Consider the following 21,193-nt stretch of genomic DNA (forward strand, 5'->3'; position numbering starts at 1 on the left):
CCGGCGTCGATGCTATGCCGCCGTGCTGCGCCGCTGCTCCTGAGCGCCTGCGGCCGGGTCCTCGTCGCCCTGTCCGGGAGCGTTCCCGCCGCCGGGGGCGCCTGCCCGTTCGGCCCTGCGCAGCAGCAGCGCCGCCAGCAGACCGCCCGCGAGGACGGCCGCCGCGCCGACGAGCTGGCTCGTCTCCAGGCCGGACGCGAAGGCCTGGAAATGCGCGCCTTCTCGTCAGCGCCGTCCGCCGCCGCGAGCGCCGCGGGCAGCGACGCAGCACCGACCGACGCGGGAACGAGGGCGGCGAACCGGGAATTGAGTACTGCGCCGAGGACCGCGACGCCGAGGCCGTTGCCGAACTCGGCGAGTGTGCCGTTGATGCCGGCGCCCACGCCCGCCTTCTCCGGCGGGATGGCGCTCATGATCGCGTTGGCCATCGCGGGCATGGACACGGCGACGCCGGCGCCCATCACGACCAGGCCGAGCAGCATCCCGCTGTAGCCGCCCCCGCCGAGGACCGCGATGGCGGCGAGGCCGCCGGACACCAGGGCCATGCCGAGAGCGATGGTGACCGGTGTCCCCAGTTTCAGCAGCAGCCGGGCGCCGACACCGCTGAGGTTCAGCACGACGACGGTGAGCGCCGGGGGAAGGTCCCGTACACCGTACAAGAGAGTTCCCATACGGCGTACAGCGCTATTTGGCGGCGGTCAGGTCGTAGAGGGTGGCGCCTCCGACCGTGACCTCGGTGAACGTCTCCTGGACCCAGGCGGCAATCGCCGAGCCGGCGTTGCCGCCGAGGCTCCCTGCCCCGCCGCCCGGTCCGCCGCCGCCGATGAAGAAGTGGATCCGCCCCTCGGCCACGTACTGCTTGAAGCGGTCAAGGGTGGGGGACGGGTCGCTGCCGTTGAAGCCGCCGATCGCCATCACCGGTTCGCCGGTCGCGAGCTGGTAGCTCGCGGCGTTCTGCGAGCCGACGGCCGCGGCCACCCAGGTGTACGCGTCGGCGGCCTTCTTCAGCGCGGCTTCGGCCTCCGCGCCGACGTCCGCGCCATTGAGCAGCCCGCCCATGCCGCCGCCCGTGCCACGGGCGCCGCCGTCCTCCCCGCGGCCGGGGAAGCCGCCGGGCGCCTGGCTCTGGCCGGAGCCGCCCTGGTCCTGCACGGCGCCGCCTCGGGGCTGCGCCCCGCCCGGCCCCGTGCTCTGCGCGCCGGGTGGCTGCGTCCCGGCGCCGCCGTCGCCGCCCCGGAAGCCGCCGGGACCGCCGCCGGGCCCTCCACCCGGGAAGCCGCCGGGGCCGCCACGGCCGCCGGCCACGGCGGGGCCCGCCGTCACGATCGAGCCCGCGTGTCCCTCGCCCACGGTCGTCAGCGAGTACGCCGCCGGGCCGGCCAGCGACACCGCGAGGCCCAGCGCGGCGGCCGCGAGGGCCGTCCGCCGCCCCGCCCGGACCGCGACCAGCAGCGCAACCGCCGACACCAGACCGCCGGCGAGCACCACCGGACGCAGCCACGGCAGGTAGTCCGCGGACCGGCCGAGCAGCACGTACGACCACCACGCCGTCAGCGCCACCGTGGCGGCGAGCACCGCGGCCCAGGCCGGTTTCGCCCGCTCCTCCCAGAGCATCGTGGCGCCCGTGCCGACGAGCGCGGCGATGTACGGCGCCAGGGCCACCGTGTAGTACTCGTGGAAGATCCCCGCCATGAAGCTGAAGATCGCGGCCGTCGTCAGCAGCGCCCCGCCCCAGGCGAGGAACGCGGCCCGCGCCGTGTCCGTCCGGTCCGCCCGCCCGGTCAGCACGAGACCGGCGACGAGCAGCAGCAGGGCGGCGGGCAGCAGCCAGGCGATCTGACCGCCGATGTTCCCGGCGAACAGCCGGTCGATGCCGGTCTCCCCCCAGCCGCCGCCACCGCCGCCTCCGACGCTGCCCGTCTCCTCGCCGTTGATCCGGCCGAGGCCGTTGTAGCCGAAGGTCAGCTCCAGGAAGCTGTTGTTCTGCGAGCCGCCGATGTACGGCCGCGAGGACGCCGGCCACAGCTCGACGATCGCCACCCACCAGCCGCCGGAGACGACCACCGCGAGTCCGGCGAGCGCCAGTTGGCCGAGCCTGCGCCGCAGCGCCGCCGGCGCGCACACGGCGTACACCAGGGCCAGGGGCGGCAGGACCAGGAACGCCTGGAGCGTCTTCGTCAGGAACGCGAGACCCACCGCGACGCCCGCCCACACCAGCCACTTCGTCCGCGCGCCTTCCAGGGCACGCAGCACGCAGTACACGGTGACGGTCATCAGGAGCGCGAGCAGCGCGTCCGGGTTGTTGAACCGGAACATCAGCGCGGCGACCGGCGTCAGGGCGAGCACCGCGCCGGCGATCAGGCCTGCCGCCGGCGTGAAGCGCCTGCGTACGGCCGCGTACAGCACTCCGACCGTCGCGACGCCCATCAGCACCTCGGGCACGAGGATCTGCCACGACCCGAGGCCGAACAGCCGCACCGACAGGGCCATCGGCCACAGGGCGGCCGGCGGCTTGTCGACGGTGATGGAGCCGGCGGCGTCCGAGGAGCCGAAGAAGAACGCCTTCCAGCTCTCGCTGCCGGCCTGCACGGCCGCGGAGTAGAAGGAGTTGGCGTAGCCGGAGGCGCTCAGGTTCCAGAGGTAGAGCAGGGCCGTGGCCGCCAGCAGGGCCAGGAACGCGGGTCGCACCCAGCGGGCGTCCGCCTCCCTGCCGCGCCACAGCCTCGCGGCGACTCCGTTGCGTGCGCGGCGGTCCGGGGCGTCGGCGGCCGCGCCCGCGACCGCGTCCGCGCCGGCCGGAAGGAGCCGGGTCATGCGGTCCCCCTCGTGCCGGTCGTGTCGCTCATGGTGCCGTCGGGCCGGTGGCGTTCGGGGAACACCCAGGCCCGGAAGAGCAGGAACCGCAGCACGGTCGCGGCCAGGTTCGCCGCGACGAGGACCGCCAGCTCGGTGCCGTGGGAGGGGCTGCCCGCCGCCGCGTCGAGGGCGGCGAGCGAACCGCTGGTCAGCGCGAGGCCGATGCCGAACACGACCAGGCCCTGCGCCTGGTGGCGTACGGCACGGTCCCGGCCGCGCACCCCGAACGTGAACCGGCGGTTGGCTGCCGTGTTGGCGACCGCGGAGAGCAGCAGGGCGGCGGCGTTCGCGGTCTGCGGGCCGGCTCCGGCGCGGAAGAGCGAGTACAGCAGCAGATAGAGCAGGGTCGAGAACACCCCGACCACGCAGAAGCCGACGAGCCGGCGGGCCAGCCCCCTCGGCACACCGCTGATTTCCCGGTCGCGCGGGTCGTCGCCGAAGGGGCGCGCCAGACGGTCGAGGGGCAGCGCGCCGACCGCCAGCGCGCGCCCCACCCGCCAGACCCCCTTGAGGTCCTCGACGGCCGTACGGACGATGCGGACGGTCGAGTGCGGGTCGTCGACCCAGTCCACCGGAACCTCGTGGATGCGCAGACCGGCCCGTTCCGCCAGGACCAGCAGCTCGGTGTCGAAGAACCATCCGGTGTCCTCGACCATCGGCAGCAGCCGCTGCGCCACCTCCCGCCGGACGGCCTTGAACCCGCACTGCGCGTCCGAGAAACCGGCCGCCAGCGACGACTTGAGGATCAGGTTGTAGGCACGCGAGACGAACTCCCGCCTGGGTCCGCGCACCACGCGCGAACTGCGGGCGAGCCGGGATCCGATCGCCAGGTCCGAGTGGCCGGAGATCAGCGGCGCGACCAGCGGCAGCAGGGCGTTGAGATCCGTGGACAGGTCGACGTCCATGTAGGCGAGCACCGGCGCGTCCGAGTGCGACCACACCGTGCGCAGCGCCCGTCCCCGCCCCTTCTCCTCCAGCCGGTACGCCCGCACCTCGGCGATGTCCGCCGCGAGGCGGGCCGCGACCTCGGGCGTACGGTCGGTGCTCGCGTTGTCGGCGACGGTGATCCGGAAGCCGTAGGGGAAGGTCCGCGTGAGGTGCTCGTGCAGCCGCGTCACGCACCGTTCCAGGTCGGTCTCCTCGTTGAACACGGGGACCACCACGTCGAGTACGGGTCGTTCGGCCGTGCCGGCGAGCAGATGCTCACGGGCCGGGAGGGTCCCCCATGGGGTGTCGGTTCGCATACCGACGACCCTCCGGGGGGCCGCTGTCACGGCCGTGTGACCGGCCTGTGGCCCGCCTGTGAGTCCGGCGTCCCCGCAGCGGGCCGCGTCGTCGGCGGGGCTTGCGTGCCCTCAGCGGGCCGGTCCGGCGAGGCCTGGTTGCCCGCCACGGGCCGGTCCGGCGGTGCCTGGTTGCCCGCTGCCGGCCGGTCAGGCGGACCGGCCGGCAGCGTGACCGTGAAGACGGTGCGGCCGGGCACGGACCGCACGGTCACGTCGCCGCCGTGGGCGGTGACGACGGCGTGCACGATGGCGAGCCCGAGACCCGTGCTGCCGGCCTGCCGGGACCGGGAGGCGTCGCCGCGGGCGAAGCGTTCGAAGATGTGCGGCAGCAGTCCGTCGGGGATGCCGGGCCCGTCGTCCTCGACCTCGAGCACCACGGCCGGCGCACGGCCGGGCGCCCCCAACGCTCCCGGCGCCCCCGGTGCCGCCGTCGGGTCGGGGCGGCGCACGCGCGCCGTGACGGCGGTCCCCGGGGGTGTGTGCGTGCGGGCGTTGGCGAGCAGGTTGACGAGGACCTGCTGGAGCCGTGGCCCGTCGCCCGGCACGGTCGCCGGTTCCGCCGGCAGTTCCAGCCGCCACACATGGTCCGGTCCCGCCGCGCGGGCGTCGGAGACCGCGTCCACGACCAGCGGCGAGAGATCAGTGCTCTGCTGCGAGAGCGGCCGTCCCGCGTCCAGCCGGGCCAGCAGCAGCAGGTCCTCCACCAGACCCGTCATACGGGTCGCCTCGGACTCGATGCGGCCGAGCGCGTGCCGGATGTCCGGCCCCACCGCGTCCCCCTTCCCGGGCGCCCGGCCCGGGGGTGTCCCCGTCTCGCTCCGCTCACGGCCGCGCCGCGTCAGCTCCGCGTAGCCGCGGATCGACGCGAGCGGCGTCCGCAGCTCATGGCTGGCGTCCGCGACGAACTGCCGTACCCGCGTCTCGCTCTCCTGCCGTGCCGCGAGCGCGGAACCGACATGGCCGAGCATCCGGTTCAGCGCCGCCCCCATCTGCCCGACCTCGGTGCGCGGATCGGCCTCGGCGACCGGGACCCGTTCGAGCAGGGCCACCTCGCCGCTGTGCAGCGGAAGTTCCGAGACACGCGTCGCGGTCGCGGCGACCCGGCGCAGGGGGCGCAGCGCCATCCCGACCAGGCCGGTGCCCGCGATCCCGGCGGCAACCAGTCCGGCGCCCGTGACGCAGACCTCGACCAGGACCAGCGTCCCGAGCGCGTCCCGCACGTCCGAGGTCGGGACGCCGACCAGGAAGGAGCCGCGCACCCCGGTCGCGGACCGCACGCGGTAGCCGCCCTTTCCCGGCAGGTCCACGGTGTGCGGCTGCCCGTCCCGCACGACCGCGGCCAGCGCCGCCGTCTGCGCCGCGTCGAGCGGGCTCTCGGTCGGCGCGGGCCCGGACGGCTCGAGCTGGGTGCTCGCCGCCGCCCGCCCGACGCTCCCGTCGTCCTCGACGATGGCGCCCACCGTGCCCACGGGCGTACCGCCGCCGGTCACGAAGTCCAGCGGCGGCCGCTGCGGCAGGTCCCCGGGCAGCCGCTCGGCGTCACCGGCCGCCGGCCCGGACGCCCGCATCGCGACGTCCGTCAGCCGCGTGTCCAGCTGCCCGTACAGATAGGTGCGGAACGCGATGGTCGTGACGGCGCCGATCACCGTGCCCACCACGGCGATCAGCACCACGGCGGAGACCACCAGCCGTGTCCGCAGCGACCACGGCCTGCGTGGCCTTGCGTCACTCACCGGGCTTGATCAGATATCCCGCACCGCGGCGCGTGTGGATCATCGGCGGGCGTCCGGCGTCGATCTTCCGGCGCAGATACGAGATGTAGAGCTCGACGACGTTGGCCCGGCCCCCGAAGTCGTAGCTCCACACCCGGTCCAGGATCTGCGCCTTGCTCAGCACACGGCGCGGATTGCGCATCAGATAACGCAGCAGCTCGAACTCGGTCGCCGTCAGATGCACCGGCTGCCCGCCCCGCGTCACCTCGTGGCTGTCCTCGTCGAGGGTGAGGTCACCGACGGTGAGCAGCGACTCGCTCCGCACCGCCGCCGTGCCGGAGCGCCGGATCAGACCGCGCAGCCGTGCCACGACCTCCTCCAGCGAGAACGGCTTGGTCACGTAGTCGTCGCCCCCGGCGGTGAGGCCCGCGATCCGGTCCTCGACGGCGTCCCGCGCCGTCAGGAAGAGCACGGGCACGTCGGGCGCCTCGCGCCGCAGCCGCCCCAGGACGGCGAGCCCGTCCATGTCCGGCAGCATGACGTCCAGCACCACGGCGTCCGGCCGGAAGCCGCGCACCGCACGGACCGCCGCCGCTCCGTCACCGGCGCTGCGGACGTCCCAGCCCTCGTACCGCAGGGCCATCGACAGCAATTCGCTCAGCGGCGCCTCGTCGTCCACGACGAGCACCCGCACGGGGCAGCCGTCGGGCCTGAGCATTTCGGTGCGCCCCCGGGGCGAGATCGTGGTCATGTCTCCAGGCTGTGACCTTGCCCTGAGAGGCTTCTTTCCTGAACCTGTGAATTCCCTGAGAAGGTCGGAGGACGGGCGGCGTGGTGACGGCACACGAATCCTTCTGGGGCCTGCGGCTGCGGCGGACGCTCGCCGGTGACGGCTCGGCCCCGGTGCTCGTCCTGGTCGAGGGCTGTGCCGGTACGGGCAAGAGCCGCCTGGTCCAGGAGTTGACCACGCTCCCGGAGGCGGCGCGGGCGACCTGCCTGCGGTGGGTGTGCGGCGAGTCGGCCGCACCCCCCGAGCTTCCGGACCACGGCCCGGTCCTGCTCGCCGTGGAGGACGTGCACCGCGCGGACGCCGAGGAGTTGGGGCTGCTCCGCCGGCTGCTGGAACAGCCGAGGCCGGGGCTTGCGGCCGTGCTCACCTGCCGCCCGGAGGAGCTGGCCGCCCCCGGCCTGCCCCTGGGCACCCCGCCGCCGCGCTATCCGCCCGAGCTCACCGTCGTGCGGCACCGGGTCCGGCCGTGGAGCGTGGAGGAGGTCCGCCGGGTCACGGCCGCCGCGCTCGGCGAACGCTGCACCGAGGAGGCGGTGGCCCGGCTGCACGAGCGCTCCGGCGGTGTGGCGCAGATCGTGGTCGACCTGCTGGCGGTCCTGCGGGACAGCACCCGGCAGCGGTGCACGGCCGGTGACGTCGACGCCGCGGGAGTGCCCGTACGGCTGGCCGATCTGAGCCTCGGCCGGACGGCCGCCCTGCTGCCCGAGCACCGGCCGGTCGTGTGGGCCGCCGCCGTCCTGGGCGAGCCGGCCGGCCGTGACGAGCTCGTCACCGTCTCCGGACTCGGCCGGTCCCTCGGCCGGCAGGCGCTGCTCGCCGCGCTCGCCGGCGCGGCGCTCACCGAGTCGGACGAGGGCTACGGGCTGCCGGCGCCCCTCGCGGCCCGCGCCGTGCACGAGTCCGTGCCCGGCCCCGTACGGCAGGAGTTGCACGCGCGGGCGGCGGACGTGCTCGCCCGCCGGCAGCCCGTGCCGTGGGCGTCGCTCGCCGGGCACCACCGGGCCGGCGGACGAATACGCGGCTGGCTGCGCGCCGTCGAGCAGGCCGCGCGGGAGGCCGCGGAGTCGGGGCGGCACCAGGAGGCCATCGGGCTGCTCGAACAGACCCTGGACTCCCCCTCGGTACCGCCGCAGACGCGCGCCCGGCTGGCGCCGATGCTGGCCCGCAGCGCGGTCGTCGGACTGCGCTCCGACCAGACCGTCCAGGTGCTGACCCAGATCGTCGACGACGCGGCCCTCCCCGCGGCCGTACGGGGCGAACTCCGGCTCGACCTGGGGCTGCTCCTGTGCAACCAGGTCGGCATGAGCGACAAGGGCTGGCAGGAGCTGGAGCGGGCCGCCGCCGAACTGCGCGAGGCCCGGCCCGACCTGTCCGCGCGGGCGATGTCCGCCCTGGTCATGCCCCACTGGCCCAGATCCTCGCTCGACGTCCACCAGGCGTGGCTCAGGGACGCCACGAGGACCGCCGAGGACAGCGGCGACGAGGCCGCCCGCTCGGCGGTCGCCGCCAACCGGGTCGGCCTCGCCATGAGTTGCGGCGATCCGCAGGCATGGGAGCTCGTCACGGAACTGCCCACGGACAGCCCCGACCCCCGGTCACGGCTGCACGCGGCCCGCGGACTGTGCAACGCGGCCGACGCCGCGCTGTGGCTCGGCCACCACGGGCGGGCGCAGGAACTGCTCGCCGAGGGCATCGACCTGTCCGGCAAGAGCGGCGCCCCCTACACCGAGCACACGGCGCTCGGGACCCGGTTGCGGCTGGAGTGGGTCACCGGACGCTGGGCCGGACTGGCCGACCGGTGCGACAGCTTCGTCGCCTCGACGGCGGCCATGCCGGTGATCAGCGCGGACGCCCGCCTGGTGCGCGGACTGCTCGCGCTGGCCCAGGGGGAGTGGGACTCGGCGCTGTCGTGGCTGTCCGGCGCCGATGCGTCGCCGCGCGACGAGGCCGCGCCGCCGCTCGCCGCCGCCACCTCGGGCGCCCTGATCAGGCTGGCCCTGGCCCGCCAGGAAGTGCCCCATGCTGCCCGGGAGGCGCGCGAGGCCTGGGCGAGAGCGCGGCGGAAGGGCATCTGGGTGTGGGCGGCGAACCTGGCGCCCTGGGCCGTCGAGGCGCTCGCCCGCTCGGGCGACACGGAGGCGGCGCGGGAGGTGATCGCCGAATTCGCCGCCGGCCTGGAAGGCCGCGACGGACCCTGGGCCGAGGCCGCGCTGAGCTGGAGCCGCGCCGCGCTGGCCGAGGCGGAGGGCCGGCACTTCGATGCCGTCCCGCTGTACCGGGAGGCGGCCGCCGGGTACGCGGCCATGCCGTGCCCGTACGCCCAGGCGCTGACCACGGAGGCGGCCGGCCGCTGCGCCCTGAGGGCTGACGGCGCGGAGGGGAGCGGCCACACGGGGGACGCGGCGAAGGCGCAGGCCGTCGCGGACCTGACCGCCTGCACGCGGCAGTTCACCGAGCTGGGCGCCGTGTGGGACGCCGCCCGCGCCCGTGCCCTGCTCCGCTCCCACCGGCCCGCCAAGGAGGCGCGCCCGCCGGGCCGGCCCTCGTACGGGGACCGTCTCTCGCCGCGCGAGCGGGAGGTCGCCGAACTGGCGGGAACGGGGCTGACGAACCGGGAGATCGCGACGACGCTGCATCTCTCCCCGCGTACGGTCGAGCAGCACGTCGCACGCGCCATGCGCAAACTGGGCACCACGTCGCGGCAACATCTTGCGGAAAAGATCGATACGGCTGTCCTGCCGGACGCCGTGGACGCCGTCGCAAACAGTGGTTAAGCGGACCGATCGCCGTACGGGCAGGGGTTAAACAGGTATCCGTAGCGGCACCCATCCGGATAGGCGTGTGACTGATTCCAGCCGTAGGTTCCCTGCCAACCGGCCGGTCGACGGCGCACCCGCAGCGGGGGAGCTGTCATTGCGTCCCGACCGACCGGTGACATGCGCGGCTGAAGGGAGCCGTGTGCGGGTGCCCTCGGCCCACAGGCCGGCAGCCCCGCACCGTGCGTCCCCAACATCCGGACACGAGTGCACCCCGAACCACTGGCGCTCGCGGACCGGGGCTCCCTTCGCCCGCCGCACATGACGGCCGCCCCCTCAACCCCCTGCATCCTGCTGCGGCCACAGGAACGCCTGGTTTGTCATGAACTGAACTAACTGTGCCTTTGGTTCCTGCTGCCAGGTCAAACCCTCGAAAGGCAATGCCTTGAACGGTTCCAGACGCATACGCATATCCATCCTCGCGGCGAGCTGCACCGCACTGCTCTGCGCGGGCACCGCCACCTCCGTCGCCGCACCCGCCCCGGCGGCACCCGCCCCCGCCCCGGCGGCCCAGGCCGACCAGGCCCCCGTCGAGCGCCTCATCGTCGGCTACAAGTCGATGACCACCGAGGCCAACTCCGACGCCGCCGCGGACAAGGACGCGAAGGCCAAGGGCAAGAAGGCCGGCGAGTCCCTCGGTTTCGAGCGCCGCCTCGGCACCGGAGCCGCGCTGGTCGACCTCGGCGGCGAGCTCGGCAAGAAGGACACCGCCGACGTCATGGCCGCCTTCCAGGCCGACCCGGACGTCGCCTACGTCGTCCCGGACACCCGGATGTACGCCACGGCCGTCGAGCCCAACGACACCGAGTACAACCGCCAGTGGGACCTCTTCGAGGCCCGGGCCGGCATGAACGTCCCCGGCGCCTGGGACAAGGCGACCGGCGAGGGCGTCAACGTCGCCGTCATCGACACCGGCTACGTCTCCCACTCCGACCTCGCCGCCAACGTGATCGCGGGATACGACTTCATCTCCGACCCGTTCATGGCCAACGACGGCGGCGGCCGCGACAGCAACGCGGCCGACCCGGGCGACTGGATGAACCGCGGCGAGTGCGGCACCGACCAGAACGGTCAGCCGGTCCCGGCACGCGACACCAACAACTCCTGGCACGGCACGCACGTCGCCGGCACCATCGCCGCCACCACCGGCAACAGCAAGGGCATCGCCGGCATCGCGTACAACGCGACCGTCCAGCCCGTCCGCGTGCTGGGCAAGTGCGGCGGCACCACGGCCGACATCATCGACGCCATCACTTGGGCGTCCGGCGGTTCCGTGGCGGGCGTGCCCGCCAACGCGAACCCGGCCGACGTCATCAACATGAGCCTCGGCGGCGGCGGCGCCTGCGACTCGGGCACCCAGAGCGCCATCAACGGCGCGGTGAACCGCGGCACGACCGTCGTCGTGGCGGCCGGCAACAGCAACGCCAACGCGGCCAACTTCAACCCGGCCAGCTGCAGCAACGTCATCACCGTCGCCGCCTCCGACCGCGAGGGCAACCGCGCCTCCTACTCCAACTACGGCAGCGTCGTCGACATCACCGCCCCCGGCGGCGAGACCGCGGTCAGCTCCACCAACGGCATCTGGTCCACGCTGAACACCGGCACCCGCAGCGTCGGCAGCGAGAACTACGTGGCGTACCAGGGCACCAGCATGGCCGCCCCGCACATCGCCGGCCTCGCCGCGCTGATGAACCAGACCGGCCCGTCGCTGACCCCGAGCCAGATCGAGTCGGCGATCAAGACCAACGCCCGTACGCTGGCCGGCTCCTGCTCCGGCGGCTGCGGCGCCGGCCTCGCCGACGCGGCGGCCACCCTCGGCGCCGGCGGTGGCGGCGGCGAGGAGCCGCCCACCGGCAACGTGTTCACCAACTCCGCCAATGTGAACATCTACGACAACGCGACGGTCACCTCGTCGATCGCGGTCAGCGGCATCAGCGGCAACGCCCCCTCCGCCCTCAAGATCGACGTCGACATCAAGCACACCTACCGCGGTGACCTCAAGGTCGAGATCGTCGCCCCCAACGGCGCCTCCGCCGTACTGAAGAACACCAGCTCCGGCGACAGCGCGGACAACGTCATCACCACCTACACGGTCGACGCCTCCGGCGTGGCCGCGAGCGGCACCTGGAAGCTGCGGGTCACCGACGCCTACAGCGGTGACACCGGCTACATCGACTCCTGGAGCCTGACCTTCTGACAGGTCCACACCTCCAGGCCGTATCAGGGGCCTGCCGATGTCGAGGAGGGCATCGGCAGGCCCCTGCGCCATTCGCCACCGGCTCCGCCACCGCCACCGGCTCCGGCTCCGCCACCGGCTCCGCCACCGGCTCCGGCTCCGGCTCCGGCTCCACAGCAACAGGCGCGCTTCGCTGCTCGATCCCGGGCAGCGGGCGCGCCTCGGCTGTTCGCCCCCCAGCAGCGGGTGCGCGCCGTCGTCACTCGTTCCCGAGCAGCAGGCGCGCGCCGTTGTCGTGGCAGACGGCCCGCAGCCAGTCGTCCCCGAGCCCCAGCCTCTCCAGCACCACCAGCTGATGCGCATACGGGTACGGGATGTTCGGGAAGTCCGTGCCCAGCACGATCCGGTCCCCCAGATCCGCCAGCCGCCCGCGCTCGGTCCCGGGGAACGGCGCGAACGCCTCGCTGAAGTCCGTGAACGCCATCGTCGTGTCCAGCCGGACCTCCGGGTAACGCTCCGCCAGGGCGAGGAAGTCGCCGTACTCGGGCATCCCCATGTGCGCCACCACCAGCCGCAGCCGCGGATGGCGCGCCAGCACCCGGCCGACCGGCTCCGGGCCCGTGTACTTGCCGGGCGCCGGGCCGGAACCGCAGTGCATCACCACCGGTACGCGCGCCTCCGCCAGCAGGCCCCAGGCCGGGTCCAGCAGCGGATCACCCGGGTCGTACGCCCCGACCTGGAGGTGCGACTTGAAGATCCGCGCCCCGCCCTCGACGGCCTCCCGCACATAGCCGGCCACCCCTTCCTCGGGGAACAGCGTCGCGGTGTGCGCGCAGTCCGGTGTCCGCGCGGCGAAGTCCGCCGCCCAGCCGTTGAGCCAGGCCGCCATGCCCGGCTTGTGCGGATAGAGCATCGACGTGAAGGCCCGCACGCCGAAGTCGCGGAGCAGCCCGACACGTTCCTCCTCCTCGTGCCGGTAGGTGATCGGCCACTCCATGCCGGTCATGGGGCCGACGGCGTCGAAATAGGCCCAGACCTTCCTCAGCACGCGCTCCGGCATGAAGTGGGTGTGCACGTCCACGAGCCCGGGCAGCCCGAGCCGCTGCCAGAACTCCCGTACCTCTGCGGCCTCTCCCGGGGTCCGGGCTTCCACCGTCTCCGGGGCCCGGGCTTCCGCCGTCTCTGGGCTCTGGGCTCCTCGGTCGCCCGCCGCCTCACTCCCGTTCAAAGCTGTGACTCCGCTCGACCTTGGCCACATGCACGCTGTAGCTCTCGTACCACTCGGCGCGGCCGCGCCGCTGCGCCGCCCGGTGCTCGCTGTTCCGCTGCCAGAGCGCGATCGCCTCTTCGTCCCAGTTCCTCCATGCGCTCGGCGGTCTCCGCGTATCCGTCGACGGCGGGCCGCTGCACGGAGGTGAAGACCACGGCGTAGTAGGGCGGCTCGACGTCCGCCACAGATCCGATGCTCATGAACCCCACCTTCCGGCGCGGGGGACGGCGACGTCCAGAGTGATCGTCGAAAGGGATCCAAGGCTTTGCCGTCCGCCGGCGCCTCGTCACAGCCGCCACACCCGGCCACCGCCCTCAGCTGATGCGTCACAGCCGCCGCGTCAGAAGAGCCCGTCCTGCGTGCCCTCGTCCCGTACATCCGCCGTGGGCACGCTCACTCCCGCCGTCGCGTCGGCCCCGACCAGCCCCCAGCCGGTCATCAGCCGGGTGTCGACGACGACGACCCCCTCCGTGGCCGTCCTCAGATGCAGATCGGGCCCGGCCGCCGCGACCAGCCGGCCCGCCACCACACCGCCGTCCACCAGCTCACGCACCACGGCCGTCGCCGCGGGCAGCCCCTCGAGCCCGAACACCCCGGCGTGATCGACCGCCTCGAACGGGACCGGCTCCAGGGCCTCCGCCCACCCCGACAACGCGAGCGCCCGTGCATGCAGCGCCTCGACCTCGGCGGCACGCTCCTCCGCGCTGCCCGGCAAGGCGGCCCGCACCGCGCGCTTACGGGCGTACGGGATCCGGTCCGGCACGTCGAGCGCGGCACGCAGCAGTTCCTCCGTACGCCGCGCTGCCATCAGCGGCCCCCGCCCCAGCCAGGCGAACACCACGGCCCCCTGCTCCAGCAGCCGCGCCGCCCCGCGCTGCTCCGCGGTGATCCCGACCTTGACCATGCCCGGTCCGAACCACGCCAGATACACCCGGTAGACGCGTGGATCGTCGGGCACGGCGTCCGCGGCCACGGAATGCGCCCGGTCCAGGCGCGCGCACTCGGGGCACCGGGCCTGCGTCGCCCGCCCGGGGACCTGTGCACGCAGCGGGCAGGCGTTCCCCCGCGCCCCCGTGCACCGGCGCACACCCTCCGCCCGGAAGCCCAGCTCCTTGCCCGGGAGGAGCGGACTGACACGTCCGCCTTCCCACTCGAGCACCCCGATCCGCGCCTCGGGCGGCCACCTGACCCCCGCACACCGCCACATCACCGCACCCGTGCTTCCACCGAGACCCGCATCCATCCATCCTGTCGGAACCGGCGGCCCTGTCGGAACCGGCGGCTCCGGGCTGCCGGATCGGACACCGCGACCGCAGGGCGCAGGCGGCTTTCGCCCCGGCCCCGCCGATTCCACTGATCTACGCTGACGATCTTGACGGGCCGCCACGCGCACGGCGTAGCGGCGGCCCCGGGTCCCGTTGTTCTCCCTGCGAGGCTTCATGCGCTTCTCCACCGCCCTTCGCACGCACGCGGCCGTGCCGGCGTTCCCCGTGCTGGGCCTCTTCTTCTGCTTCGTCTTCCTCACGACGACCCGGAACATCGAGCGGCTCATCGCCGTGCCATGGCCCGCACAGGCCGCGTCGTACGCCGTGCACGCCCCGGTCCCGATGGCCGCCGCGGCCGCGGCGGCCCTGGCTGCGGTGGAGGCGACACGGCTTCGCGCCCTCGGCACCTGGGAGCTGGGTGCCGCACGCGCCACCTGGCGCATCGCGGTCCGACCGGTCCTCGTCACCGTACTGTCCCTGACGGTCCTGACCGCCGGCGTCACGGCAGGAGGGCTGTGGGTAGTCGGCGTCCTTCCCGACCTGTACGTGCTGCAGCTGATGGGGATCGTCGTCGTCCTGCTCACCGCGCACGCGGTCATCGGGTTCGTCATCGGCCGGCGGCTCCACGCGATGTACGCCGCGCCGCTCGTAGCCGTGTTGATCTTCGTCGGCATCAGCTTCCCACTGGGGACGGACAGCCACTGGGCGCACCATGTCACCGGGTCCATCGGCTGGGTGGGGTTCGGGGAGGCGTACTCGCTGTCCATGACGGTGGCCGCGGTCCTGCCGACGGTCTGTCTGGCGCTTGCCTGCGTCGTCCTGGCGGGCCCCCGGCGCATCCGCGTCACCTCCGTCGCCGCCTCCCTGGTGATCGCGGCGGGCGGCCTGCTCGGCGCATACGGCATCACCAAGGACTGGCAGGCGATCGCTCCGGCCGCCACGGGCCTGGCCCCGGTCACCTGCGTGGGGAGCACGCCCGAGGTCTGCCTGCCGTCCGCCGGCGCCGGGCACATCAGGGACATTCAGACCGAACTCGGCGAGATGACAAGCCGATTGCAGGCCAGGGGGATCATCGCCGAGAAGCCCGCCCGCATCACCGACCTCACCGTGGCCGATGTCCGGCGGACCGACACCGGCGGAGCGGAGTGGACACTCGACCTCGTGCCCGGTGACACGGACCGGGTCCTCCGGGAGAACATCGCCATCGCCGTCGTCGGGACGCCTTGCGCGGCACCGGACTGGAACGCCCTGCACCACAGCACCCTCTGGGTCGCCCGGACCACCGGTGTGGAGGGCGAGTACCTCGCCTGGCTGTCGCGTGAGACCCAGGGGTTCAGCCAAGGGCAGAGCAGAGAACAGCTCCTCGCCGAAATGGCCAGGGTGGACGGTCTTCCACCGCAGGAGCAGCGGACCTGGTACACCGAGCGGCTTCGGCAGGCCTGCCGGGCAGGTCGGTGAACATGATCTGGTGGCTGCGCCAGCGGGGCGCCCTCGGCCTGCTGCCCGGTGCGCTGCTCGGCTTCGCCCTGGGCGTCGGACTCACCCTGAACGTGGCCCTCGTGTTCCCCGCGTTCCTGGGGAACTACGCGATGGCGACGGAGCTGAGCAACTTCCTCTGCCTCATCCCCTGCGTCGCTCTGATCGTCTGCCTCGAACGGCGGGTGCCCTCGGTGGAACGGTCCGCCGTCCGCCGGCTCGACGCGCGCGACATCACGCTGGTGTCCGGCTTCGCGCTCCTGGCGTCGGTGCTGGCCCTGGCCATGTTTCCCCTCGGCACGGAGGCGATGTGGACGGCGGCACGGAACAACCTGCTCTTCTGTGGACTCGCCCTGGGCGCATGGCCGCTGCTCGGACACCGCGCGACCCTGCTCCCCGTCCTGTGGATGATTCACTCCATGTTCGTCGGGGGCCGGAGCCACGGCGATCCTTACCCCTGGGTGATCGTCACGGAGGAGGCCCGCGTCGCACAGGCCGCCGCAGGCGCCGCTGTTGTCTTTCTGGCGGGGATTCTCTCCCTCGTCTGCTTCGCACCGAGGACCGACCGATGACTCTGCTGCTCGACCGCGTCACCTTCAGCCATCGCCGCTGGGTCCGCCCTGTACTGAACCGCCTCACCTACGAGGTCCCCGGTCAGGGCCTGACGATCCTGCTCGGCCCCAACGGGGCGGGCAAGTCCACGACGATGGCTCTGCTCGCGGGCACGGTCCTGCCGAAGGCCGGCAGAGTCGTGTTCAGCGGCTCCGACCTCACCTCCGCGAGCCGTGCATACCGCCGCCACGTGGCCTGGCTGCCCCAGCGAGTACCCACGTCACGGCAGTTGACCGCTCGCGAGTACGTGGCATACGTCGCCTGGCTGAAGGGCGAGAGCCGCTCCCGTGCCTGGGAACGCGCCGAGGCCGCCCTCGACCGGGTCGGCCTCGCCGAGGAGACCGGGCGAAAGACGGCCAGGCTCTCCGGGGGACAGCTCCGCCGTGTCGGCATCGCCTGCGCCCTCGCCCACGACGCCCGCGTCATCCTGCTGGACGAACCGACGGCCGGGCTCGACCCCCACCAGCGCACCGTCTTCCGTGACGTACTGCGGGAGATCGCGGCGCAGACCCCGGTGCTCATGTCCACACACGACATCGTCGACCTGGCCGACGAAGCGGACACCGTCGCACTCATGGACGGCGGCCGCGTCCTTCACCACGGCGACACCCGGAGCTTCCTGACCCACGCCGCCCCCGAAGCCGTACCGGCCCGCCGGGCCGAATCGGCCTACACCGCCCTCATCCACCCGAACGCCTCCCGCTGACCGCGCGACGCCCACCGGCAGGCACGTCGCGGTAGCGGTAGCCGGTGGGCGTGATCGCGGACGCCGTGTGGCGCCGACCGGATGCCCGCACGCGGGTTGCCGTCACCCACTGCCGGACACCTGCGGTCGCTGTGGTTGCGGTACCGCGCTGCCGTACAGCTCTGGGCCCGGCGGGGACTGCTCAGGATGCCGATCGATTGCCACGCCCGGTAGTTGATACTCGGGAGCGCGGCCCGTCGGACAATTCAACTGTGGTCCGGTCCCCCGCGTGATACTCCTACCCGCTATGGGCGATCTTGTGACATCACGACTCATCCTTCATCCGATGACCGTCAGCGAGGCTGAGCGAGTGGTGGAAGGCGAGCCGGACGGCGGCGCCCGATGGGCGCCCGGGGTATCCGATCGATGGGGACGTGGCCGCCGCTAAGCGCTTCCTGGCCACCTGCGCGAGTACCGGTGATCCCCGACCGTTCGGCAACTACGCGATCCGTCGCCGCGAGGACGGTCAGGTGATCGGCGGTGTGGGTTTCCACGGCCCTGCGGACGAGGACGGCAGTGTCACCATCGGTTACGGCCTCATCCCGTCAGCGCGAGGCAAGGGATACGCCTCCGAAGCCCTTCGCGGACTGCTGCTGTTTGCACGGGCACGCGGCGTCACTTGCGTGAAGGGCGACACAGACCACGACAACACCCCGTCCCAGCACGTCATGATGGCAGCCGGCATGCGGCCGGCCGGAGAAGACGAACGTGTCAGGTACTTCGAGATCACCTGGACCGGCACGACGGCGAATACGGACTCACACTCCGTCGAAGAAGTGACTTGATCTCCTACTGAACCACGCACATGGGACAGTGCACCCGGAGGCAGCGATGGCTCCCCACCCGGCTCGTGATCCTGACCAACGAACTGCCGCACTTCGGCGACGCCTCCGGGGTCATCGCCCGCCGCTTCGTCGTGCTCAACATGACAGTCTCCTGGCTCGGCAAAAAGGACATCGGCCTGACCGGCGAGCTCGCCGCCGAGATACCCGGCATCCTCAACTGGGCCCTCGAAGGGCTCGCCCGCCTGAAGCGCACCGGCCGGGGCGCCGACGCTCGCACGATCACGGCGACGCTCGGACACAGCGCGATCACCAGACCCTCGACACCCACGCGCACGTGATGCAGACGACCTTGCACGCGGCCGCCGAGCGAATGGATGACGCGCTCGGAGTGAACGAGCCGGACGAGATTGACGGGGGAGACACCGAGCCGGACGCCGCCGCCCGAGTCCGTCGGCGGGGACGTTGATGTCACTCGCTGATGTCAGAAGCCCCCCGGGATGATCCCGGGGGGCTTCTGAACTGTGTGCACTCGGCAGGATTCGAACCTGCAACCTTCTGATCCGTAGCTCTAGCCGGATCGATCAGCGACGGCCATACCTGCCGTTCCAAGGCCCCGGAGGGACGGTGGCGGACAGGGGCGGTTGCTGTGGTTGCGGTACTGCGCTGCTGTACACCTACCACTAAGCGCCGGTCTTGCCACTCGGGCGAGCCATCCCGCGATAGATCACCCAAAGGCTGACGAGAACCAGGAGTGCTCCGCCGATCGGCCATGCCACGGATCCGCCATCGCGGTAATCCCTGATGCCGATCGCAAGGAGGAGGGCGGACGGGATCAATCCTGCCCAGTCGAGAGCTCTGCTCAGTCTTGTGGCGATCGAGGACTCATTCACGGTCTGATCCTGGCAGGCGCTCGGGTCCTTCACCAGACACGAGCGGGCTGCAGGCGCATCCTCAACGGCGCGGTGCGCCGGTCTGGTGCACCAGTTCGGAAGATCCCGTAACCGGATGTCGACTGACCTGGTGGGACGTTGACCTCGGCGTTCTCAAGTCGTTAGCCGACGTTCCCCGTTGGTCCCCGCCTGTTACTGCTCGATCGGGCACGCAGAGGCACGTGTGGCGCTCTCCGGTCCTTCCAGGCTGGGCGTTGCTCACGGTGGTCAGGCAGTCCTAGTCGGCGGTCAGGTCGCCTGTCCCGAGGGGCGCACGCGTCCTTCCCTCACTCCCGATCTAAGAGTCAGAAGGCGTCTCGGTGGTGCCCAGGCGTTTGGTCTGCGCGTCGTACTCCTTCAGGACCTCCCGAAGGTGCTCAAGTGCCTCCTCGGGGATGTCCGGGGGAGCGGAGTCGGTTACGTACCGGGCCGCCGCCACCAGCGCGGCCATCTCGTAGGCGTGGGACGTGACGCGCAGTACGCCGGGCCGGGCCCACTCGAGCTGCATCATCCGGCCGTTGACTGGATGTATTCCTTGATCTGCTCCAGTTCCTTGGCGAAGTCGTCGTAGTCCTCGCGGATGCCGTTGATGTACGCGCTCCAGCCCAGACTGGTCTTGGCGTAGTGGACGGCTTCCTGGATCTCCTCGTCCGTGGCGCCGAAGAGCTTCGCGGCCTCGGTGTGGAAGAGGGTGCAGTAGTGGCACTTCGTCTCGGAGTGCAGGCCCACCCCGATGAGTTCCTTGTACTTGTTCGGGATGAGCGTTTCCCCGAGTTCAAGCTTCTTGAAGATCGCCCACTCATGTTCCAGCAGGTCATCCGGTACGCGGGAGAAGAAATGCGGAACGAGTCCCAGCGTTTCCTTGATCTCCGCCTCGACCTCGCCGCGGTTTCGGCCAGCCATCCTGACCACTGCCTCTCACTCACGCGAATATGTGGCGTATGTCTAATTTTATTCCAAAAGGAGCATGCAGCGACCCGTGGGTAGGCCTGCTCCACAACTGCGTTGCTCCCCCGCATCTCGGCCACTGGCGCGCTTAGGTTCCCTGCGTGGCTCATCTGGCCGTCGCCGTCGCCGCGTCCATGGCCTGCAGGCATGCCATGTGGTCGGTGTAGCCGCTTTGGGCGGGAGCTGCCATGGGGGGAGAGATCGGGGCCCGTAAGTTTCCGGCGAGTCGGGCAGTCTGTGGACCTGCCCGCAATAGCGCGATGTGGGCCCCGATGTCGTTCTTCGCCACCTTGAAGAACGAGCTGATCGGCACCCAGCCCTGGCCGAGCAGGTCCGCCGCCCACACCGCGATCTTTGAGTGGATCGAGGGCTGGTACAACTTGCACCGACTGCACAGCAGCCTCGGCTACCGCAGTCCCGCCGACTACGAGACCGCACTCGCAGCCTGACCACCACACCGATGGTGTCCGTCAAAGCGGAACAAGCTCACGGGCAGTGTCTTGGTCTTGTCGAGGTGTCGCAGCCCCACATTCGAGGCCCCAGGGTTCCTGTAACACCCGGCCCCGCGCCACTCAGACCCGGGATACGCGAGCGGACAGGGCCGGAACCGCGCAGACACACACAGTGCCTGAGTGCAGGCTGGGTCGGCTCCTCGTCGTAGCCTGGAAGTAAGCCCTCAGGGAGCCCGTTGATGGCGACGAGCGCGGCGTGCCCGGACCGGTGTGGGTGGCGATCGACCTGTCGGATCGCTCAGCGCACGCCGCTGGCCGGGCTGCTCCACTCGCTCATCTGCTCGCGGTGCCGTTGCGCCCCGTACCTCTTCTACGGAGTGAGTTCGGCGGAGGCGCCGGGACGATGGCCGTGGTCTGTTCACGCCTTGTCGCGCAGGTCCGCCGACACACTGCGGGCGTGCCGGTGCAGCCGGTGGTTCGCCAGGGCCAGGACGGCGCCGACTCGTGCGGCGCGCTTGCGGGTAGGGCGGCGGGTCTGTTCCGTGATCGCGGCGTACGGCAGGCAACAGACAGGCAGCGGTCGCCGGGACGCCGTTTCGTCGGGCCTGGTGCGGGTCAGCCGTGTGCCCTTCCTGATGATTCGAACCATTCCGGAGCTGCCCTACCGCCGCGTCCTGTGCGCAGTCGATGGGACGTGGGACTCACCGGACTCGGAACACCTTGTCGTGCACGCCTGCGTTGTGCCGGGAGAGTTCGTGCTGGTGATGCGGGGCGTGGACGCGGGTGGAATCGCCGAGCTGCGTCGTGCGGCCGTCGCTCAGCCCCGGTCGTCCATCGAACGCGTGGCGGCTACGCTGCGACCGCGTCCCCCGCAGGTCGTCGTCACTGCTGGGTGCCCGCGGACGGCTCTGGCCGACCTGGCAGGACACTACGGCGCGGATCTTGTCGTCGTCGAAACGGGTGGCCGCTCACGACTCGGCCATGCCCTGTTCGGCAGCGTGGCACAGGAGGTGATGGCGCGGGCACCGTGCGATGTCCTCGCCGTCGCCGTCCCTGTCGTTCCGCCATGACCATG

Annotated in this window: 16 protein-coding genes and 4 pseudogenes; 9 read left to right on the top strand and 11 right to left on the bottom strand. The window is 72.1% G+C overall.

The window, feature by feature from the left end:
* Positions 1–12: 12 nt before the first annotated feature.
* The 5 genes and pseudogenes from OGH68_RS17770 to OGH68_RS17790 all read right to left on the bottom strand — a co-directional run.
* A pseudogene (locus OGH68_RS17770) lies at positions 13–653 on the bottom strand (MFS transporter); the annotation flags it as partial.
* A 31-nt stretch (positions 654–684) separates the two neighbouring features.
* Positions 685–2,814, bottom strand: coding sequence for an ArnT family glycosyltransferase (locus OGH68_RS17775; RefSeq protein ID WP_264245154.1), 2,130 nt, complete (start codon positions 2,812–2,814; stop codon positions 685–687).
* On the bottom strand, positions 2,811–4,100 hold the full coding sequence (locus tag OGH68_RS17780) for a bifunctional glycosyltransferase family 2/GtrA family protein (RefSeq protein ID WP_264245155.1): 1,290 nt from the start codon (positions 4,098–4,100) through the stop codon (positions 2,811–2,813). The genes OGH68_RS17775 and OGH68_RS17780 overlap by 4 nt, the downstream gene beginning before the upstream one ends.
* Before the next feature lie 26 nt (positions 4,101–4,126).
* Positions 4,127–5,875, bottom strand: coding sequence for a sensor histidine kinase (locus tag OGH68_RS17785; RefSeq protein ID WP_264245157.1), 1,749 nt, complete (start codon positions 5,873–5,875; stop codon positions 4,127–4,129).
* Complete coding sequence (locus OGH68_RS17790; RefSeq protein ID WP_319020214.1) at positions 5,868–6,605, bottom strand: response regulator transcription factor; 738 nt, start codon at positions 6,603–6,605, stop codon at positions 5,868–5,870. The genes OGH68_RS17785 and OGH68_RS17790 overlap by 8 nt, the downstream gene beginning before the upstream one ends.
* Positions 6,606–6,685: 80 nt before the next feature.
* Here OGH68_RS17790 and OGH68_RS17795 point away from each other — a divergent pair, with 80 nt between their 5' ends.
* On the top strand, positions 6,686–9,418 hold the full coding sequence (locus tag OGH68_RS17795; protein ID WP_413470997.1) for a LuxR C-terminal-related transcriptional regulator: 2,733 nt from the start codon (positions 6,686–6,688) through the stop codon (positions 9,416–9,418).
* A gap of 427 nt (positions 9,419–9,845) precedes the next feature.
* Positions 9,846–11,657 carry a S8 family peptidase gene (locus OGH68_RS17800; protein ID WP_264245161.1) on the top strand — a complete coding sequence of 604 codons (1,812 nt, stop codon included), beginning with the start codon at positions 9,846–9,848 and terminating at the stop codon, positions 11,655–11,657.
* A 238-nt stretch (positions 11,658–11,895) separates the two neighbouring features.
* On the opposite strand, the gene OGH68_RS17805 is transcribed toward OGH68_RS17800, so the two are convergent.
* The 3 genes and pseudogenes from OGH68_RS17805 to OGH68_RS17815 form a co-directional block, all read right to left on the bottom strand.
* A complete protein-coding gene (locus OGH68_RS17805) occupies positions 11,896–12,789 on the bottom strand; it encodes an amidohydrolase family protein (RefSeq protein WP_264245163.1) in 894 nt (297 codons plus the stop codon).
* A 61-nt stretch (positions 12,790–12,850) separates the two neighbouring features.
* Positions 12,851–13,106: pseudogene (locus OGH68_RS36460) on the bottom strand (antibiotic biosynthesis monooxygenase).
* A gap of 140 nt (positions 13,107–13,246) precedes the next feature.
* Entirely contained in the window at positions 13,247–14,113 is an 867-nt protein-coding gene (locus tag OGH68_RS17815; RefSeq protein ID WP_264250142.1) for a DUF2797 domain-containing protein, read from the bottom strand.
* A gap of 232 nt (positions 14,114–14,345) precedes the next feature.
* On the opposite strand from OGH68_RS17815, the gene OGH68_RS17820 reads away from it, so the two are divergent.
* From OGH68_RS17820 to OGH68_RS17840, 5 genes and pseudogenes are all read left to right on the top strand, one after another.
* Positions 14,346–15,629: a magnesium transporter gene (locus tag OGH68_RS17820; protein ID WP_264245164.1), complete on the top strand. Its 1,284-nt coding sequence runs from the start codon at positions 14,346–14,348 to the stop codon at positions 15,627–15,629.
* Between the two features lie 2 nt (positions 15,630–15,631).
* Positions 15,632–16,219 carry a hypothetical protein gene (locus OGH68_RS17825; protein WP_264245166.1) on the top strand — a complete coding sequence of 196 codons (588 nt, stop codon included), beginning with the start codon at positions 15,632–15,634 and terminating at the stop codon, positions 16,217–16,219.
* A complete protein-coding gene (locus tag OGH68_RS17830; RefSeq protein ID WP_264245168.1) occupies positions 16,216–16,965 on the top strand; it encodes an ATP-binding cassette domain-containing protein in 750 nt (249 codons plus the stop codon). Before OGH68_RS17825 ends, OGH68_RS17830 begins: the two co-directional genes overlap by 4 nt.
* A 286-nt stretch (positions 16,966–17,251) precedes the next feature.
* A pseudogene (locus OGH68_RS17835) lies at positions 17,252–17,789 on the top strand (GNAT family N-acetyltransferase).
* Positions 17,790–17,809: 20 nt separating this feature from the next.
* The gene (locus OGH68_RS17840; RefSeq protein ID WP_319020215.1) at positions 17,810–18,127 is read left to right on the top strand and encodes a hypothetical protein; all 318 of its coding nucleotides are present in this window, start codon (positions 17,810–17,812) and stop codon (positions 18,125–18,127) included.
* Between the two features lie 889 nt (positions 18,128–19,016).
* Here the strand turns inward: OGH68_RS17840 and OGH68_RS17845 are convergent.
* Positions 19,017–19,229, bottom strand: a complete 213-nt coding sequence (locus OGH68_RS17845; RefSeq protein ID WP_264245170.1) for a hypothetical protein — start codon at positions 19,227–19,229, stop codon at positions 19,017–19,019.
* Positions 19,226–19,621 carry a carboxymuconolactone decarboxylase family protein gene (locus OGH68_RS17850; RefSeq protein ID WP_264245172.1) on the bottom strand — a complete coding sequence of 132 codons (396 nt, stop codon included), beginning with the start codon at positions 19,619–19,621 and terminating at the stop codon, positions 19,226–19,228. The genes OGH68_RS17845 and OGH68_RS17850 overlap by 4 nt, the downstream gene beginning before the upstream one ends.
* 320 nt (positions 19,622–19,941) lie before the next feature.
* Here OGH68_RS17850 and OGH68_RS17855 point away from each other — a divergent pair.
* Positions 19,942–20,115: pseudogene (locus OGH68_RS17855) on the top strand (IS3 family transposase); the annotation flags it as partial.
* A gap of 421 nt (positions 20,116–20,536) precedes the next feature.
* Here OGH68_RS17855 and OGH68_RS17860 read toward each other — a convergent pair.
* A complete protein-coding gene (locus OGH68_RS17860) occupies positions 20,537–20,767 on the bottom strand; it encodes a hypothetical protein (RefSeq protein ID WP_264250461.1) in 231 nt (76 codons plus the stop codon).
* Between OGH68_RS17860 and OGH68_RS17865 the strand changes: the two genes are divergently transcribed.
* Entirely contained in the window at positions 20,754–21,188 is a 435-nt protein-coding gene (locus tag OGH68_RS17865) for a universal stress protein (RefSeq protein WP_264250143.1), read from the top strand. The genes OGH68_RS17860 and OGH68_RS17865 overlap by 14 nt on opposite strands.
* Positions 21,189–21,193: the final 5 nt, after the last annotated feature.

The sequence above is a fragment of the Streptomyces peucetius genome, from assembly GCF_025854275.1.
Lineage (GTDB): Bacteria > Actinomycetota > Actinomycetes > Streptomycetales > Streptomycetaceae > Streptomyces > Streptomyces peucetius_A.

What these genes read in the sequence shown, in the direction of transcription:
- OGH68_RS17775 (WP_264245154.1), bottom strand. Translation starts at nt 2,814, where the DNA reads ATGACCCGGCTCCTTCCGGCCGGCGCGGACGCGGTCGCGGGCGCGGCC.
- OGH68_RS17780 (WP_264245155.1), bottom strand. Translation starts at nt 4,100, where the DNA reads ATGCGAACCGACACCCCATGGGGGACCCTCCCGGCCCGTGAGCATCTG.
- OGH68_RS17790 (WP_319020214.1), bottom strand. Translation starts at nt 6,605, where the DNA reads ATGACCACGATCTCGCCCCGGGGGCGCACCGAAATGCTCAGGCCCGAC.
- OGH68_RS17815 (WP_264250142.1), bottom strand. Translation starts at nt 14,113, where the DNA reads ATGTGGCGGTGTGCGGGGGTCAGGTGGCCGCCCGAGGCGCGGATCGGG.
- OGH68_RS17820 (WP_264245164.1), top strand. Translation starts at nt 14,346, where the DNA reads ATGCGCTTCTCCACCGCCCTTCGCACGCACGCGGCCGTGCCGGCGTTC.
- OGH68_RS17825 (WP_264245166.1), top strand. Translation starts at nt 15,632, where the DNA reads ATGATCTGGTGGCTGCGCCAGCGGGGCGCCCTCGGCCTGCTGCCCGGT.
- OGH68_RS17830 (WP_264245168.1), top strand. Translation starts at nt 16,216, where the DNA reads ATGACTCTGCTGCTCGACCGCGTCACCTTCAGCCATCGCCGCTGGGTC.
- OGH68_RS17840 (WP_319020215.1), top strand. Translation starts at nt 17,810, where the DNA reads ATGGGACAGTGCACCCGGAGGCAGCGATGGCTCCCCACCCGGCTCGTG.
- OGH68_RS17845 (WP_264245170.1), bottom strand. Translation starts at nt 19,229, where the DNA reads ATGATGCAGCTCGAGTGGGCCCGGCCCGGCGTACTGCGCGTCACGTCC.
- OGH68_RS17850 (WP_264245172.1), bottom strand. Translation starts at nt 19,621, where the DNA reads ATGGCTGGCCGAAACCGCGGCGAGGTCGAGGCGGAGATCAAGGAAACG.
- OGH68_RS17865 (WP_264250143.1), top strand. Translation starts at nt 20,754, where the DNA reads ATGATTCGAACCATTCCGGAGCTGCCCTACCGCCGCGTCCTGTGCGCA.
- OGH68_RS17860 (WP_264250461.1), bottom strand. Translation starts at nt 20,767, where the DNA reads ATGGTTCGAATCATCAGGAAGGGCACACGGCTGACCCGCACCAGGCCC.